This window comes from Sphingobium sp. EM0848 (assembly GCF_013375555.1).
Classification (GTDB): domain Bacteria; phylum Pseudomonadota; class Alphaproteobacteria; order Sphingomonadales; family Sphingomonadaceae; genus Sphingobium.
Genome location: NZ_JABXWB010000005.1, coordinates 324,413 through 336,915 on the forward strand (window position 1 = coordinate 324,413; position 12,503 = coordinate 336,915).

Below are 12,503 nucleotides of genomic sequence, written 5' to 3' on the forward strand. Positions count from 1 at the left end.
GCGTCAGCCCGTCACCAGACCGGGGAATTTCCCGGCATGAACGGTTTCGGGTACCGCATCCCACAGGTCGAGATTGGCCGGGTCCGCCGACATGCGGCGTGGTTCGCGCGCGCCGTCTTCTGGGAACTGCTCCATGCCCAGCGTATATTCCCATACGAAATAGTCGGGGTCGTAAATATAAAGGTGAATACTGCCCGATGTGGGATGACGACCAATGCCGAACTGAATCTGCACATCGAATCGCTTGATTCGGTTGAACAGCTTGCCGATGTCGTCAATCTCATTGACCATGAAGGCCAGGTGATGGAAGGTCGGCCGGGGTGCCGGGAATTGCAGCGGCGCGAAGCTGTGATGGTTGGGATTGGGCCAGGCGCGCAGCAGCGATGCCTTCCACCCCTCCAGATAGTCGGAGACGAGGAAGCCCATATTCTCGACCATATAGTCGGTCACGGCCTTGCAGTCGGGAATGACCAGCCCGTAATGTTTGCCGCCCTGAAAATTGGTGAGGGTGTTGGTGCGCGGGACGGTGGTGTAGTTCATCCGCGCATAATATTCCCACACGGTATTGAGCTGCGGCTCGACAATGCGGAAGGCCCGCTCGAGGCCCAGCATGTTCGCCTCTTCCTGCGGAATGAGCTGCGGCGACAGGCCGATGCGCTGATAATGGGCCAGCGCCCTGTCCAGATCTTCCTCACTTTCCAGTTCCCAGGCCGACCGGACGAAGCCCGGCTGGTCCGCCGGTATCAGCATGATGTCATGATGCGACGGGCCGATACGGAAGAAGCGGGCGCCCTTGTCGCCCTCCCCCGACTGGTCCATGCCGAAAACTTCGGTCGCGAAGGTCGTGGACTTTTCAATGTCGCTGACATTGAGCGCAAGATAGCCGAGACGGCGGTAACGGAAATCGACACCCATTTTATTGCCCTTTGCCGTTACAGGATGATGGTAAGCCGCCCCTGATTATAGAGGCTGTTGAGATCGAGCACGCAGCGTTTGTGGCGAATACGCACGCCATCGCCGGTCTGGACGAGGGTGAAGAAAGCCTCGCCCATATAGATGGTACTGGTATCCTCCTTGGTGCGGAACACCGCGAAATTGGCCCGCGCCCTGGTTTCGTCGCCCTCCCCACCCAGCACGCGGACATTGGAAATCATGTGCCGGGTTTTGGAACGGGGATATTCGGCGTGGGCCGTCTTCTTGGTCAGGCGGACGGCGCGGCCCCGGATGCGGTCGATCCTGTCGGAGATCAGGAACAGCGTGTTGCGCGCGTCCGCCCCCACCGGATCGTCGCAGGCGGGCGACGTCACCTCATAGAGCGAATCCTCGGTATAGAGGTTCGCCCATGCCTCCGTCTGCCAGGCGTCGAGCAACTCCGCCTCGTGGAACAGAAAATCCTCTACCTCTGCGCGGTTCATCGTCATTTTTCTTATCCGTTCGCTTATGCTTCCAGCGTGTCGATGCCGCGCATCACGCGATCCCACATGGTCCAATAGGCCTGCATCTGAATCTCATCGTCGGGCGGCCCTTCGGCGTAGAGCGGGTTGGCCGCCTTGCCAAAGCCCTTGGAGATTTCACTCCATTCAATCGGCGTGTGGTCGGCCGCGTCCTGGCAGATTTCCAGCATTTCAATGTCGTCGGGCGACCCGAAACCGGCCGGGCCGAGGAAGGAAACGAAATTGTCGAGCCGCAGCGCACGAAGCTGTTCGCTCTCATCATCCGGTCCCATCGCCCAGGCGGTGACGCGAATCTTGTTTTCCGATTCCGGCTCGATGATGCGGACCGTGACGGACAGAATGTCGTTGATGACGAGATTGGGGAAGATCACCAGATTCTTCTGCGTTTCCGCAATATATTTGGCGCGCTCTTCCCCCAGACGGCTGACCAGATTGGCGTAGCGCGCCTCAATCTCATCCTTGACGTCCGGCCCCATGGAGGGCAGCCATTGCGCCACCGGGCGGCCGGTCGGCACATAGCTGTCCAGCACTGCATGTCCATTGCCCAGCGCCCGCGCGCAACCGGCGCTGTTATAAGTCGCCAGCGTCTTGTCGATCAGCCCTTCGCCCGGCGTGCCGAGCATCTGGTCGCGCAGATAGTCGAAGTAAGAGGCATGGACGGGGAAGAGATGATAGCCGTCATAGCTATTCTCGCAGAGCAGCTTGTAATTGGCGCGGATCGAATAGGTATGCTCGCCCGACAGGATGATCTGCTGCCCTTCGGTCTGGTCCATCAGCGCGTCGATCTGGTCGCGGGCGCCGTCCAGATAATCGTAGAGGCTGATCGCTTTCGGATTGTAATTGACGAACCAGAAGCCGCGATATTGCTCCAGCCGCTCGACCGAACGCAGGTTGAGGTGGCCGTCCTCATTGATCCCCTCGGCATAGCCGGTCTGGGCATTTTGCGAGATCAGATTGCCTTCGGAGCTGAAGACCCAGCCATGATAGGGGCAGGTGAAGTTGCGCGCATTGCCATGGCGTTCGCGGCACACTTTCGCCGCGCGATGGGTGCATGTGTTGTAATGGGCGCGCACATCGCCCTTCTTGTCGCGGATGAAGATCAGGTCGCGTCCGCCGACCCGGCGGGAGAAATAGTCGCCCTTCTTCTTCAATTCCGTGTCGTGGCCGACATAGAGCCAGCATTTGGAGAAAATCTGCCGCTTCTCCTCCTCGAAAACCTCTGCGCTGCGATAAGCGTTGCGGTGGACGCGAAAACTACCCTTTTCAGGATCTGCCTTCACCAATTCCTCGCGGACTGGATCATACAGGGCCATGTCTCTCTCCTTATCTGGTCGAATCCGACCATTCACCCGCACATGATACGCATGCGAACCTTTTTCGCAACAGGCTTTTGGCCTCTATTTCAATTAATCGACGGCCAGCACGATCTTGCCCCGGATATGTCCCGCCATGCTGGCACGCAGGGCGTCGGCGGCCTGGGGGAAGGGGTAAGTCGCCGCAATCTCGACCTTGAGCGCACCCTGCTCGACAAGCACTGCAATCTCGCGCAACTGGCCGCCATTGGGTCGCACGCGCACCTTATAGGCACGGACGCCATCGACCTCCTCGACATCGGGCGCTTTGGGACCGCCGGCGATGCGGATAACCGATCCGCCCGGCTTCACCAGCGACCAGAGGCCGCTTTCCTGGGAATTGCCGACCAGGTCGAGCAGGATGTCGACGTCCTGCGCCCGGCCCTCGACCGGCTCGCTGCGGAAGTCGACGACGTCATCAGCGCCGAGCGACCGGACATAAGCGGCATTCGCCGTCGAGGCTGTGCCGCTGACGCGGCCGCCCTTGGCCTTGACGATCTGCACCGCCACCGTCCCCACACCGCCCGCCGCATTATGAACCAGCACATGCAGGCCGGAGAGGTCGCGCCCGTCCGCCAGCAATCCCTGCCAGGCGGTGAGCGCCACCAGCGGCAGGCTGGCCGCCTCCCTCGCGCGCAAGCCCTTGGGGCTGACGGCGCAGGCCGCCGCATCGACCAGGATCGACTCGGCATAGCCGCCCATCAGCCCGGGATGGGCAAAGACCGGATCACCCTCGCTCCAGCCTTCGACGCCATCCCCCACCGCGTCCACGATTCCAGCAACGTCGCCGCCCGGCACGAGAGGCAGCGGCGGAAGCACTGGGGCTTTTCCGCTCAACAGCTTCCAGTCCACCGGATTGACCCCGATCCCCTGCACGCGCAGGCGGATCTGGCCCGGTCCCGGCTCCTGCTGGTCGACCTCATCAATGACCAGCCTGTCCGGTCCGCCGAACTCATGGGCGCGGATGATCTTCATGGGGACCTCCCGCTTCAGGGATTGACGAAAGAGTCGCGTTCGATGCCGGCATTGTAACCGGCAGCGGCGAGCGCATGGCGCAGCGGGCCTTCAACCTCCTTCGCATCGCGCGACGCGGCGGCGCGGGGACCATGTTTCCAGCCATCGCCCACCGTATAGCCAAAGCCCCAGACCTCCGCGAAGATTCGGCCGGTGATGTCGCTGGCCGCCGGGCTGGACAGGAAGGCCACTAGGGCGGCGATCCATTCAGGGTCGCGCCGTTCCAGCATTTCGCCGGACACTTCGCGCAGGCTTTCGGTCATGCGGGTCTGGGCGCGAGGCGCGAGCGCATTCACGGTCACGCCGATGCGCGACAGCTCGCGCGCGGTGATCAGTGTGAAGGAGGCGATGCCGGCCTTCGCCGCGCCATAATTGGCCTGCCCGATATTGCCGAACAGCCCAGAACCGGAGCTGGTGTTGATGATTCGCGCATCGCGCTGGCGCCCGGCCTTGCTTTCAAGGCGCCAATAATTGGCGGCATGATGGCAGGGCGCGAAAGTGCCCTTCAGATGCACCTTGATCACCATGTCCCAGTCTTCCTCGGTCATGTTGACCATCATGCGGTCGCGCAAAATGCCCGCATTATTGACCAATATGTCCAGCCCGCCGAACGTGTCGATGGCCTGTTGGATCATGCCCTGCGCCTGTTCCCAGTCGGACACGTCGGCGCCGTTGACCACTGCCTCACCGCCAGCCTTGCGGATTTCCTCGACCACTTCCTGCGCGGGGCTCAGATCGGCACCCACGCCCGACGCCGTGCCGCCCAGATCATTGACGACGACCTTCGCGCCTTCCTCCGCCAGCTTGAGCGCATAGGCGCGGCCTACACCGCGCCCTGCCCCCGTCACGATCGCCACCCGTCCTTCACAAATGCCCATTGGCCTCTCCATGCGTTTCACAAAAAATAGGACACATCATAATTGTAATGTTGCAAACTATATGCATCACGGCTTATTTGAGCATGACGGGCCTGTCAACGGGCAGCCGCGCCGGAGGAAGAGAGATGGCCGAAGAGATATTCGAGAAAATGGCGCTGACGCCGGCGGACGAATATCCGTTCCATGCAACGCCTTATCCCATGTCCTATGTTCCCAACTCCGACCCGGCCTGGGACGATGGCTATTATTTCCTGGCCTATGATCTGGAGTCGGGCGCATCGATCTGGACCGGCATGCGGGTCGCGCCGAACAGCAATATCATCGGCGGCTATGTGAACAGCAATATCCGGGGCGTGCAGCGCGCATTGCGCCTCAGCCGCATCTGGCGCGACGATTTTTCGGTCGCCATCGGCCCGCTGCGATTCGAATTTGTCGAGCCGTTAAAGACCATCCGCCTCATCTGCGAGCCCAATGAATCGCAGATTGCCTTCGACATCATGTGGCGGGGCCTATCCCCCTGCCATCTTGCCATGCATCACCGCGCGGTGCGGGCCGGGCGCTTCACCACCGACCAGAGCCGCTATCATCAGGTCGGGCGCTGCACCGGCTGGATGGAGATCGCCGGCCAACGGTTCGACATGCCCGAAAGCCAGCCCTGGGGCGGATCGCGCGACCGGTCCTGGGGTGTTTATGAAAGCCGTCCGCCGTTGGGCGTCGCGCCGCAATGGCTGCCGCCTGTCGATGTGCCCAGCATTCCCCGTGCGCTGAGATTTTCCTGCTTCCTCGAAGCGGAGGACCTTTCCGCCTATTTCCATTTCCATGAGGGGCCGGATGGCGAGCGGACCGTGCTGAACGACGCATTCGGCGTGCCGTTCGAAGGGTCGATCGACCATGGCTGGGACGGCGGCAAGCTGGAACTGACCGATTACGACCATCGGCTCAACTGGCGGCCGGGCACCCGGTCGGTGACCGATGGCGTTGTAACGCTGAAGGATGTGAAGGGCGAAAGCTGGACGGTCGCCATCGACTGTCTCCACCCGCCCCATGTGCTGGGCCAGATCGGCTATCATGTCGGGGCCTGGCACGACGGCGGCACGATCCATAGCTGGCACGGCCGCAGTCCGGCGATGGAATGGGACGAATATGACTTCTCGCAGCAACCTTGCGAGCATCGCTTCCCCGGCAATGGCGAAACCAAGACCGTCTATGGCGTCGAACATTATGCCCGCATCACGCTGACCGCGCCAGATGGCAGGATGCGCCATGGCCGCGCCCAGTTTGAAGTGTTCCTGAACGGCCGCTACGCCCCTTATGGCTTTGAAGCGCAGGGCAATCACGGCGGCCTCACTGGGCGAGGCATCGCCTGACCCGCTTTTCCGACATGGAGACAGACCTGTGAAGACCCTACCGCGCCCGATCTATGGCGAAGAACATGAGATGTACCGCGAGGCAGTGCGCCGTTTCATCGACAGTGAAATCACCCCCTATCACCGCCAATGGGAGGAGGATGGCGTCGTGTCGCGGGAGGTATGGCGCAAGGCGGGAGCAGCGGGCTTCCTCTGCTCCAACGCGCCGGAACAGTTCGGCGGCGCGGGGGCGGACTATAAATATAATGCCGTCTTCACCGAGGAACTGGGCTATGCCGGGGCGACCGGGCCGGGTTTTGCCGTTCATTCGGACATGGCGGCCAACTACATCCTGAATTTTGCGAGCGAGGATCAGAAGGCGCGCTGGATACCGGGCATGGTATCGGGTGAATGCATCGCCGCGCTGGGTCTTAGCGAACCAGGCGCGGGCAGCGACCTCAAGGCCATCAAGACCAACGCCGTGCGCGACGGCGACGATTATGTGATCAACGGGCAGAAGACCTATATTTCCAACGGTCAGCTCGCCGACATCGTAATCCTTGCCTGCAAAACCGATCCGGCGGCAGGCGCACGCGGCATGACCTTCATCGTGGTGGAAACCGACCGGCCGGGCTTTTCGCGCGGGCGCAATCTGGAGAAATTCGGCCTGCTCGCGCAGGACACGTCCGAACTCTTCTTTTCCGACGTCCGCGTGCCCGTCGCCAACCGCATCGGCGCGGAGGGACAAGGCATGGGCATCGCCATGCACAATCTGGCCGAGGAGCGCCTGTCCATCGCCGTCCATGCCATCGGCATGTGCAAGGGGATGCTGGACACGACCATCGCCTATACCAAGGATCGAATGATCTTCGGCAAACCGGTGTCTGATTTCCAGAACACCCGGTTCAAGATCGCCGAACTGGCCGCACAGACCCAGGCGATGCAGGTGTTCGTCGACCGCTGTGTCGAACTGGCGACCGAAGGCACGCTTGACGGCGAAAGCGCCGCCATGGCCAAGATGCTGGCGGGCGAACTGCAATGGCGGATCGCTGACGAATGTCTGCAATTTTACGGGGGCGCCGGCTATATGCTCGAATATCCCATCGCCCACGCTTTCATCGACAGCCGCATCCGCAAAATTGCGGGCGGATCATCCGAGGTGATGCGCGAAATCATCAGCCGCAAGCTCTTCTCCTGAGAGGGACAGTCATGGAAATCGAACTGAATGAAGTCCAGCAATCGGTCCGCGACGGCGTTGGTCGCATCGTCGATCAATTTGGCGACGAATATTGGTCGAAACTCGACCAGAGTGGCGATTTTCCTCATGAATTCCATGCCGCGCTGGCCAAGGCGGGCTATCTGGGCATCACCATGCCGGAGGAATTGGGCGGATCGGGCCTGGGCGTTACCGAAGCGGCGATCATGATGAACCGGATCTGTCAGGGCTCTGGTGGTTATTCAGCGGCGTCAACCATCCATTTGAACCTTTTCGGACCGCATGCCGTCGTCGTCTTCGGTACGCCGGAACAGAAGGAGCGGATGTTGAAGCCCCTGATCGCCGGGACCGATAAGGCCTGTTTCGGCGTGACCGAACCCGATGCGGGTCTGGATACGACCAGCATCAAGACGTTCGCGACCAAGGTGCCGGGTGGATACCGCATCACCGGGCGAAAAATCTGGACATCATCGGGTCAGGTCGCGAACAAGATCGTGATCCTCGCGCGCACCACGCCCAAGGATCAGTGCAAACGGCCGACCGATGGCATGAGCTTCTTCTACACCGATCTCGATCACAGCAAGATCGAGGTCCGGCGCATCCCGAAAATGGGCCGCAATGCCGTCGATTCCAATGCGACCTTCATCGACGATTATTTCGTGCCGGATGAAGATTTGATCGGAGAAGAAGGCAAGGGCTTTCATTACGTTCTGCACTCGCTCAACCCGGAGCGTATCCTTGTCGCGTCGGAGGCGGTGGGCAATGGGCAGGGCGCGCTGAAGCGGATCGCCCAATATGCGCAGGACCGCCATGTTTTCGGGCGGCCAATCGGCATGAATCAGGGCATCCAGCATCCACTTGCGGAAAGCTGGATGGCGCTGGAATCCGCCTTCTGGATGGTGATGCGCGCAGGCTGGCTCTACGATAACGGCAAAAGCTGCGGGGCGGAGGCGAACAGCGCCAAATTCCTGGCTGCCCGCGCCGGGTTCGACGCCTGCACCCGCGCCGTGATGTTCCATGGCGGCATGGGCTATTCCAAGGAATATCAGGTCGAACGGCTGTTCCGCGAAAGCATCTTGCTGCGCATCGCGCCTGTTACCGAACAGATGATCATGAGCTTCATCGGCGAGAAAGTTCTCGGCCTGCCGAAAAGCTATTGAGAGGGACCCCATGGATCTTCAGAAAGTCGTCACCCGGGTCTTTCCCGATACCGAGCAGGCCTATAGCGCCAAGGACACGATCCTCTACGCGCTGGGCGTAGGTTTCGGATCGGAACCGCTTGATCCCAAACATATTGATTATCTGTTCGAGGAGCGGCTGAAGGCATCGCCCACCTATGCCAATGTGCTGGGTCATCCGGGCATGTGGATGCGCGATCCACGCTATGGCATTGACTGGAAGAAGCTGCTCCACGCCGAACAGCGGCTGGAAATGCATGGCACTTTGGCGCCCGAGGGCCGGATCATCGGCAAACATTTCATCATGGGCGTGCGCGATCTGGGCGAGCGCGGGGCGATGGTGCATCAGCGCAAATATGTGATCGACGCGAACAGCGGGGAGAAGATCGCAACGGTCACCAACACGCTGATGATGCGCGGCGACGGCGGTTGCGGCGATTGGGGCGAGGTACCGGCGGAATTGGAAAAGCTGCCCGAAACAGCGCCCCACAGCGCGCTGGAGGTGCAGGCGACCGAAATCCAGCCGCTCATCTATCGCCTCTCGGGCGATCTCAACCCGCTGCATATCGATCCTGAAGTCGCGAAGATCGGCGGCTTCCCCCGTCCGATCCTGCATGGCCTGTCGACCAAAGGCATGGCGGGCTATGCTCTGCTGCGCCACTTCTGCGATTTCGTGCCCGAGCGGCTGGGATCGATGGCGGTGCGCTTCAGCCGTCCGGTGCTGCCGGGCGATCGCATCCGCTTTGAATTTTGGGGCGGATTGTCCAGTGGGGGGGCGGGCACGGTCCGCTTCCGGGCGGTGGTGCCCAATCGTGACAATCTGATGGTGCTCGATCGCTGTACCGCTGAGATCGGATGACGGGCAACGTGACGCGGGCCGCGCCGTGGATCGCCCTGGCCCTGCTCGCGGCGATGAACCTGATGAACTATTATGACCGCCTGCTGGTGGTCGTGCTGTCGCAACCGCTGCGGGTGGAATTCAGCCTCAGCGATACCCAATATGCGCTACTGACGGGACCGGCCTTCGTGCTGGTCTATGCGGTTGCCAGCCTCCTTTTCGGGCGGTTGGCCGACAGCCATGGCCGGCGGTGGCTGATCGCCTTCGTCATCGCGCTGTGGAGCGGGATGACGGCGCTCTGCGGTTTCGCGAAAAGCTTTGCCCTGCTCGCCATGGCACGCGCGGGCGTGGGCATTGGCGAGGGCGGCGCCAATCCGGCGGGCATGTCACTGCTGAGCGATCATTTCCCGCCGCAGCGCCGGTCGCTGGCCCTCGCACTGTTCCAGGTCGGCGGCAATATTGGCATGTTGGCCAGCTTCATGGCGGCGAGCTGGATCGCGGCCCATCATGGCTGGCGTGCGGCCTTCTGGGTGGGGGCGGTGCCAGGGCTGGTGCTGGCAGTGCTGATCTTCTGCTTCATGCCCGACGCGCAACGCGGTCAATATGATGGTGAGACGCAGGCGCCCATCCCCTTCGCCCGGACCATGGCGCAGCTCTGGCATAACAAAGCCTATGTCTGGCTGTGCTGGGCCGCGTCTTTCGGCGTGTTCAGCAGTCTGGGCATGCTGATCTGGCTTCCGCAATATTTCATCCGCCTGCATGGCATGGATCAGGCACAGGTCGGCTTTCTCTTCGGACCCGCCGCCAGCTTCGGGCTGATCATCGGCATGGTGATCGGCGGCTGGCTGGGCAACCGGCTGGCGGTGCGGCATCTGGCGGCGCCGGTGTGGCTCTGCATTGCCGCCAATCTGTTGCTGGTGCCCGTATTGCTGACCATGTTGTGGAGCCGGTCGACCAGCCTGGCCCTGCTGGCCTGCTTCATCGGCATGGGGCTGGCGGTAGTCTATGCCCCCGCCTTTCAGGCGACGATGCAGAGCGTCTGCGCGCCGCGCCAGCGCGGCATGGCGGGGGCCTGCTCCAATGTGCTGAATGCGCTGATCGGACAGGGACTGATCCCGCTGTTCGTCGGCATGGTGAGCGACGGGTTGATGCCCGCTCTCGGCGCGCAAAGCCTGCGTTGGGCGCTGACGGCCGCGACGGGCTTCACATTGGTATCGGGGCTGCTGTTCATCCTTGCATATCGCCATGCGCGGCGGTTGTTCGATGAGCGCAGCTCCCCTCCCTGAAGGGAGGGGAGCTTTGAACGCTATGTCCGTTCTCCACCCCCGTCACGCCGCCATCAGTGCGCTGTCGTCAATCGCCTGTACCCGCTGCCATGCCGGCCGCGCCGTACAGCGCGCCAGCCAGTCGCTGATCACCGGGAAGGCGCTCATATCAATGCGCGGGGCGATGCCTGCGATCGGGAAAGCCGTGTTGATGTCGCCCAGCGTAAAGCTGTCCCCGGCAACATAGGCATTGCCCGCCGCCAGATGCTTTTCCAGCGCGCCCAGCGTATCGGCCACCTCCTTGAGGCAGGCCCCGACAAGGCCGCCATCAGGCGCTTCGCCCGCCTGCCCGGCGCGGCGGATTTCGCGCACCATCACGGTGAAATGAAACTCCACCTCGGTAATCGCCCAGCTGGTCCACTGGTCCATCCGCGCCCGCGCCCGTGCATCGGTCGGCAGCAGAGCATTCGACGTCAGCGTCGCCAGATAGGCGGTGATCGCGACCGACTCGGTCAGGACGAAATCGCCATCGACCAGCACCGGCACCTTGCCCATCGGGTTGAGCGCGAGGAAGCTGTCCGCCTTGCTGTCGGGCACCGCGACCTGGGTATAGGGCAGCCCCAATTCCTCCAGCGCCCAGAGGCAACGGGCAACGCGGCTCGGCTTGGTTCCATAAATTGTCAGCATGTCTCTCTCCCGGCTTGACCGCGATTTAACACGCTGGTTTAATATATGCTAGCGAATAAGATCAGCCATGGAGAGGACGCACCGGCATGACCGGCAACAACTATGATGATTGGCGCCGTCGTTCGCCCTTTTACGGCGAAACCCACGAAGCCCTGTCCAGCAGCGTTCGCGCCTTCATCGCGCGGGAGGCGACGCCTCATGTCGAGGCCTGGGAAGAGGCCGGCATCGTGCCCCGCGCCTTTCACGAGAAAGCGGGTGCAGCAGGCTTGCTGGGCCTCGGCTTTCCCGAGCAACTGGGCGGCACGGCAGAGGGGATCGACAGTTTCCACAAGCTGGTGCTGGTCGATGAAACCGCGCGCTGCGGGTCGGGCGGCGTGCAGTCCGGCCTCTTCACCCATGCCGTCGCCATGCCGCTGCTGATCGAGCATGGCGATCCGGACCTCGCCGCATCGGTTGCGCCGCGCATCCTGGCCGGGCTGGATATCCTCGCCATCGCTATTACCGAGCCTTCGGGCGGGTCGGATGTCGCCGCGCTCAAGACCGGCGTACGGCGGGAGGGCGATACCTTCATCGTCAACGGATCAAAGACCTTCATCTCCAACGGCATGCGCGCCGACTGGTTCGTGACCGCCGTGCGCACCGGTGGCCCCGGCATGGGGGGTATCTCCATGCTGCTGATCCCCGGCGATAGCCCCGGCCTGACTCGCACGTCGCTCAAGAAGATGGGCTGGCATGCGGGCGATACGGCGACGCTGCATTTCGACGATGTGCGTGTACCCGTGCACCATCTGCTGGGGCAGGAGAATAAGGGCTTCAAGCCGATCCTGCGCAATTTCAATTGGGAGCGGATACAGGCGGCCCAGCAGTGCACCGCCTTCGCCCGCATCGCGCATGAGGAGGCGGTGGACTGGGCAAACCAGCGCGAAACCTTCGGGCAGAAACTGGGATCGCATCCGGTGATCCGGTCAAAACTGGCCGACATGAAGCGGCGGATCGACACGACGCAGGCTTCGGTCGACCTCAACACATGGCAGTTTGACCAAGGACTCGATTCCGCGTCCGACATTGCCCTGCTGAAAGTGCAGGCGACCCGCATGTTCGAACAGGTACTGCGCGAAGCGGCGCAGGTGCTGGGCGGTGCCAGCTTCATCCGGGGCACCCTCACCGAACGCATTTACCGCGAAGTCCGCGTCGTCGCCATCGGCGGCGGGTCGGAGGAAATCTTGCTTGATCTGGCCGGGCGGCAGCTTGGCTATGGTGCATCATAAAGGGAGT

The 12,503-nt window shown here is 62.1% G+C and carries 12 protein-coding genes; 6 read left to right on the forward strand and 6 right to left on the reverse strand.

All coding sequences use genetic code 11. The annotated features are described in order from the left end of the window. Nucleotides 1–3: 3 nt before the first annotated feature. The 5 genes from HUK73_RS19865 to HUK73_RS19885 form a co-directional block, all read right to left on the reverse strand. Nucleotides 4–915, reverse strand: coding sequence for a VOC family protein (locus tag HUK73_RS19865; protein ID WP_176593586.1), 912 nt, complete (start codon nt 913–915; stop codon nt 4–6). A gap of 17 nt (nt 916–932) precedes the next feature. After that, a complete protein-coding gene (locus HUK73_RS19870; protein ID WP_176593587.1) occupies nt 933–1,421 on the reverse strand; it encodes an aromatic-ring-hydroxylating dioxygenase subunit beta in 489 nt (162 codons plus the stop codon). A 17-nt stretch (nt 1,422–1,438) separates the two neighbouring features. Further along, a complete protein-coding gene (locus tag HUK73_RS19875; RefSeq protein WP_176593588.1) occupies nt 1,439–2,767 on the reverse strand; it encodes an aromatic ring-hydroxylating dioxygenase subunit alpha in 1,329 nt (442 codons plus the stop codon). A 93-nt stretch (nt 2,768–2,860) separates the two neighbouring features. Next, entirely contained in the window at nt 2,861–3,781 is a 921-nt protein-coding gene (locus tag HUK73_RS19880; protein ID WP_176593589.1) for an NADP-dependent oxidoreductase, read from the reverse strand. 14 nt (nt 3,782–3,795) lie between these two features. Beyond that, nucleotides 3,796–4,698: an SDR family oxidoreductase gene (locus tag HUK73_RS19885; protein ID WP_176593590.1), complete on the reverse strand. Its 903-nt coding sequence runs from the start codon at nt 4,696–4,698 to the stop codon at nt 3,796–3,798. A gap of 125 nt (nt 4,699–4,823) precedes the next feature. Between HUK73_RS19885 and HUK73_RS19890 the strand changes: the two genes are divergently transcribed. The 5 genes from HUK73_RS19890 to HUK73_RS19910 are packed head-to-tail and all read left to right on the forward strand — an operon-like array spanning nt 4,824 to nt 10,562. Continuing rightward, nucleotides 4,824–6,065: a hypothetical protein gene (locus HUK73_RS19890; RefSeq protein WP_176593591.1), complete on the forward strand. Its 1,242-nt coding sequence runs from the start codon at nt 4,824–4,826 to the stop codon at nt 6,063–6,065. A gap of 28 nt (nt 6,066–6,093) precedes the next feature. Then, a complete protein-coding gene (locus HUK73_RS19895) occupies nt 6,094–7,242 on the forward strand; it encodes an acyl-CoA dehydrogenase family protein (protein WP_369805578.1) in 1,149 nt (382 codons plus the stop codon). An 11-nt stretch (nt 7,243–7,253) separates the two neighbouring features. Beyond that, a complete protein-coding gene (locus HUK73_RS19900; RefSeq protein WP_176593593.1) occupies nt 7,254–8,420 on the forward strand; it encodes an acyl-CoA dehydrogenase family protein in 1,167 nt (388 codons plus the stop codon). Nucleotides 8,421–8,430: 10 nt separating this feature from the next. Continuing rightward, nucleotides 8,431–9,297 (forward strand): MaoC/PaaZ C-terminal domain-containing protein, encoded by an 867-nt coding sequence (locus HUK73_RS19905; protein WP_176593594.1) that lies wholly within the window; start codon nt 8,431–8,433, stop codon nt 9,295–9,297. Further along, nucleotides 9,294–10,562 carry an MFS transporter gene (locus HUK73_RS19910; RefSeq protein ID WP_176593595.1) on the forward strand — a complete coding sequence of 423 codons (1,269 nt, stop codon included), beginning with the start codon at nt 9,294–9,296 and terminating at the stop codon, nt 10,560–10,562. The genes HUK73_RS19905 and HUK73_RS19910 overlap by 4 nt, the downstream gene beginning before the upstream one ends. 42 nt (nt 10,563–10,604) lie before the next feature. Here HUK73_RS19910 and HUK73_RS19915 read toward each other — a convergent pair whose 3' ends face one another. Continuing rightward, nucleotides 10,605–11,228: a glutathione S-transferase family protein gene (locus tag HUK73_RS19915; RefSeq protein WP_176593596.1), complete on the reverse strand. Its 624-nt coding sequence runs from the start codon at nt 11,226–11,228 to the stop codon at nt 10,605–10,607. A gap of 86 nt (nt 11,229–11,314) precedes the next feature. On the opposite strand from HUK73_RS19915, the gene HUK73_RS19920 reads away from it, so the two are divergent. Beyond that, on the forward strand, nt 11,315–12,496 hold the full coding sequence (locus HUK73_RS19920) for an acyl-CoA dehydrogenase family protein (protein ID WP_176593597.1): 1,182 nt from the start codon (nt 11,315–11,317) through the stop codon (nt 12,494–12,496). Nucleotides 12,497–12,503 lie beyond the last annotated feature (7 nt).

What these genes read in the sequence shown, in the direction of transcription:
- HUK73_RS19865 (WP_176593586.1), bottom strand. Translation starts at nt 915, where the DNA reads ATGGGTGTCGATTTCCGTTACCGCCGTCTCGGCTATCTTGCGCTCAAT.
- HUK73_RS19870 (WP_176593587.1), bottom strand. Translation starts at nt 1,421, where the DNA reads ATGACGATGAACCGCGCAGAGGTAGAGGATTTTCTGTTCCACGAGGCG.
- HUK73_RS19875 (WP_176593588.1), bottom strand. Translation starts at nt 2,767, where the DNA reads ATGGCCCTGTATGATCCAGTCCGCGAGGAATTGGTGAAGGCAGATCCT.
- HUK73_RS19880 (WP_176593589.1), bottom strand. Translation starts at nt 3,781, where the DNA reads ATGAAGATCATCCGCGCCCATGAGTTCGGCGGACCGGACAGGCTGGTC.
- HUK73_RS19885 (WP_176593590.1), bottom strand. Translation starts at nt 4,698, where the DNA reads ATGGGCATTTGTGAAGGACGGGTGGCGATCGTGACGGGGGCAGGGCGC.
- HUK73_RS19890 (WP_176593591.1), top strand. Translation starts at nt 4,824, where the DNA reads ATGGCCGAAGAGATATTCGAGAAAATGGCGCTGACGCCGGCGGACGAA.
- HUK73_RS19900 (WP_176593593.1), top strand. Translation starts at nt 7,254, where the DNA reads ATGGAAATCGAACTGAATGAAGTCCAGCAATCGGTCCGCGACGGCGTT.
- HUK73_RS19905 (WP_176593594.1), top strand. Translation starts at nt 8,431, where the DNA reads ATGGATCTTCAGAAAGTCGTCACCCGGGTCTTTCCCGATACCGAGCAG.
- HUK73_RS19910 (WP_176593595.1), top strand. Translation starts at nt 9,294, where the DNA reads ATGACGGGCAACGTGACGCGGGCCGCGCCGTGGATCGCCCTGGCCCTG.
- HUK73_RS19915 (WP_176593596.1), bottom strand. Translation starts at nt 11,228, where the DNA reads ATGCTGACAATTTATGGAACCAAGCCGAGCCGCGTTGCCCGTTGCCTC.
- HUK73_RS19920 (WP_176593597.1), top strand. Translation starts at nt 11,315, where the DNA reads ATGACCGGCAACAACTATGATGATTGGCGCCGTCGTTCGCCCTTTTAC.